General features: G+C 73.9%; 3 protein-coding genes. 2 read left to right on the top strand and 1 reads right to left on the bottom strand.

The genetic code is table 11. The annotated features are described in order from the left end of the window. Positions 1-214: 214 nt before the first annotated feature. Positions 215-1,369 carry an SAM-dependent methyltransferase gene (locus EYA84_RS29935; RefSeq protein ID WP_131057478.1) on the top strand — a complete coding sequence of 385 codons (1,155 nt, stop codon included), beginning with the start codon at positions 215-217 and terminating at the stop codon, positions 1,367-1,369. Positions 1,370-1,487: 118 nt separating this feature from the next. Beyond that, entirely contained in the window at positions 1,488-1,904 is a 417-nt protein-coding gene (locus EYA84_RS29930; RefSeq protein WP_131057476.1) for a helix-turn-helix domain-containing protein, read from the top strand. A gap of 1 nt (position 1,905) precedes the next feature. Here EYA84_RS29930 and EYA84_RS29925 read toward each other — a convergent pair whose 3' ends face one another. Further along, positions 1,906-2,838: a hypothetical protein gene (locus tag EYA84_RS29925; protein WP_131057474.1), complete on the bottom strand. Its 933-nt coding sequence runs from the start codon at positions 2,836-2,838 to the stop codon at positions 1,906-1,908. Between the last annotated feature and the right edge of the window lie 32 nt (positions 2,839-2,870).

The raw sequence follows: 2,870 nt of genomic DNA, 5'->3' as shown, positions 1-2,870 counted from the left end.
CCGCCGGGCCACCGCCGGCAGCTCGGCCGAGGCCAGCACCGACTGATCCCGCTCCGTCCACCGGACGGAGCGGCACAGGAGACCACGCAACGGCATCGCGCCGACGACCAGCCCGGTCGTCGGCGCGATGCTGTCACCACCCGCCGCCTCGAACACACAGCACCGCCGCCCCGCCGATGTCGGCATGCCCCGGGCCGGCGGGGAAGATGGAGCGATGCCCGAACCGTTGGACTCCGCCCTGGCCGAGGTCCGCTCGATGCTGCTGGATCCCGCGCTCACCCGGGCCGTGGCCGCCGGTCGTCGGCGCGGCCAACGACCTTCCGTGGTCCGGGCCGAGCTGCGACCGGTCGCGCTCAAGGCCGGCCCGAGGTTGCAGATCTCGACGTCCGACGGCGACCGGCCGTACACCCGCAACGTGACCGCCGGGCCGGAGGCGGACGCGGCGGTCGAGGCGCTGCTGGCCGAGCCCTTCGGCAACTGGCACGTGGAGACCACCGGGGCCACGCTCCAACTGCGGGTCACCAAGTCGGGTGAGGCGCAGGTGCACCGCAGCTCCAGCGACCGCCCGGCCGCCGCTCCGGCCGGACACGACCGGGCCAAGGAGTACCTGCTCGACCCGGGCGACCCGCTCTTCGCCGAGATCGGCGGCTCGGCGGCCAAGCGTCGGCAGGTGGACGCGTTCCTGCGGGCGCTGGCGGCGACGCTGCCCGACGAGCCGGGTCCGCTGCGGGTGGTGGACCTGGGCTGCGGCAACGCGTACCTCAGCTTCGCCGCGTACCGCTATCTGTCCGGGCGCGGGTGGGACGTCGAGCTGGTCGGTGTCGACGTACGCGACGACCAGCGGCACCGCAACACCGCGCTGGCGCAGCGGCTGGGCTGGGCCGACCGGGTCCGCTTCGTGGCCGGCACCATCGCCGACGCGGTCGTCGAACCGGCACCGGACCTGGTGCTCGCCCTGCACGCCTGCGACACGGCCACCGACGAGGCGCTGGCCCGCGCGGTGCGCTGGGAAGCCCGGTGGGTGCTGGCCGCGCCCTGCTGCCACCACGACATCGCCGCGCAGCTCCGCGCCCGCCCGGCACCCGCGCCCTACGAGCTGCTGACCCGGCAGGGGATCCTCCGGGAGCGTTTCGCGGACGTGCTCACCGACGCGGTGCGGGCCGGTCTGTTGCGGCTGCACGGCTACCGGGCCGAGGTGGTCGAGTTCGTCGACTCGGCACACACCCCCCGCAACCTGCTGATCCGGGCACGACGCACCGGCGCCGCACCGACCGACGCCCACCGCGCGGAGTATCGCGAGCTGGTGACGCAGTGGCGGGTCTCACCACGACTGGAGACACTGCTCGCGCCGCTCGCCGAGAAGCGTTGACCCGACTCGACTCCGCCGTCTCTGTCGTCTGGTCGATCAGTCAGTTGCGTCCGCAACTTCGCGTACTAGTCTCGAAGAACGCACCGTCGGGTGCCGGTCGGGAGGGCATACCCACCGGATGAGTTCGGCAGAGGTCTCGCCGCAGATGACGTTCGCGCGCTTCGTGCGCCGCGCCATCGACGACGCCCGGGAGGAACGCGGATGGACGGTCACCGACCTGGCCGGGCACACCGGCGTCGGGCGCTCGACCGTCTTCCGCTGGTTGGCCGGTGACTGGCAGGACTACCCCGAGTTGGCCAAGGTTCGCGGCTTCTGCGCCGCGCTGGACCTGCCGGTGGCAGCGGCCTTCCGCGCACTCGGCCTGCCCGACGCCGGCCCCGGGCCCTGGCGACGCGGCGACGAGGGCCCGGTCGAGGCCGACGTCCGGGTGATCCTGCAACGGCTGGCGGACCCGGCCGTGCCGGCCGAGGAGAAGCATCACATCCGCGACCTGCTGCGTTACCTCGCCCGCCGACCGATCCGCCGGGCCGGCTGAGCTAGCCGACGGTCACCGTGAACTCGGCGGTACGGACCTGCCCGCCGGTGGCGAAGTCCAGATAGAGGCGGTACCGCCCCGGCCCCGGCGCGGTCAGCCAGAACTGGATCGCACCGTCGACCAACTCCGTCTCGGGGTGCACGTGCAGGTACCCGAGGTCGCCCTCGCGCAACGCGACGAGATGCCCGTACGCGCCGAGGTACCGCTCCAGCGCCGGGGCGGCGCCGTCCGCACCGGCGACCCGGAAACTCAACGGCACCGTCAGCCCGGGTTCGGGGCGGCCCTGGTATCCGACGGTCCACCCGTCGACCGTGTCGGTGGTGGCCGGGGCGGGCAGGTCCCGGGGCTGGTACGTGCCGGGCGCGACCAGGTCCACGCCGAGCGTGGTGGCGGTCTGCCGGCCGTCGTCGGCGAGCGCGGTGAAGTCGGCGTACGCCCGCCACAGGCCGGGCTGCGCCAGGGTGAGCGGCACCGACCAGGTGCCGTCCGCCGCCATGGTCGGGTGCAGGTGCTGATAGCCGCTCAGGTCGCGACGCACCACGATGACGTGCATCGGCTTGTCGTGCACGACTGCGAACCGGGTGACCGCGCGGCGCTGCCCGTCCTCGACCCGGAACCGCAGCTCACCTTCGCGGCCGGCGGTGAACTCGGCCGACAGCGGGGCGAGCGTGTAGCCGTCCCGGCTGATCGCCAGCCCACCGGCTTCAGCGGCGGCCTCCTGGTCGGCGCCGTGCGAGTGCGCGCCGACGCCGGGTGCGTGACTGTGGTCGGCCAGCGCGCTGTCCCCCGCGCCGCCGAGTGCCGCTGCCGGACCACCGCCGTTGATCCGGCCGAGCCCGAAGCCGAGCAGCACGGCCAGCACCAACCCGCCGACCACCAGGGCCAGCCGCAGCGTGGCCCGGTCCGGCGTCGCGGGGACCGCGTCCTGTCTCATATACACAACTCCGAGCCCACGAGACTAGCGCT

This window comes from Verrucosispora sp. SN26_14.1, assembly GCF_004307965.1.
In the GTDB taxonomy this organism is placed as follows: domain Bacteria; phylum Actinomycetota; class Actinomycetes; order Mycobacteriales; family Micromonosporaceae; genus Micromonospora.
The sequence above is the reverse complement of the archived record's forward strand: the minus strand, read 5'-3'. Positions and strand labels throughout refer to the sequence as shown.

Bases quoted from the DNA above. Each gene is read 5' to 3' on its own strand.
- EYA84_RS29935 (WP_131057478.1), top strand. From the start codon at position 215: ATGCCCGAACCGTTGGACTCCGCCCTGGCCGAGGTCCGCTCGATGCTG.
- EYA84_RS29930 (WP_131057476.1), top strand. From the start codon at position 1,488: ATGAGTTCGGCAGAGGTCTCGCCGCAGATGACGTTCGCGCGCTTCGTG.
- EYA84_RS29925 (WP_131057474.1), bottom strand. From the start codon at position 2,838: ATGAGACAGGACGCGGTCCCCGCGACGCCGGACCGGGCCACGCTGCGG.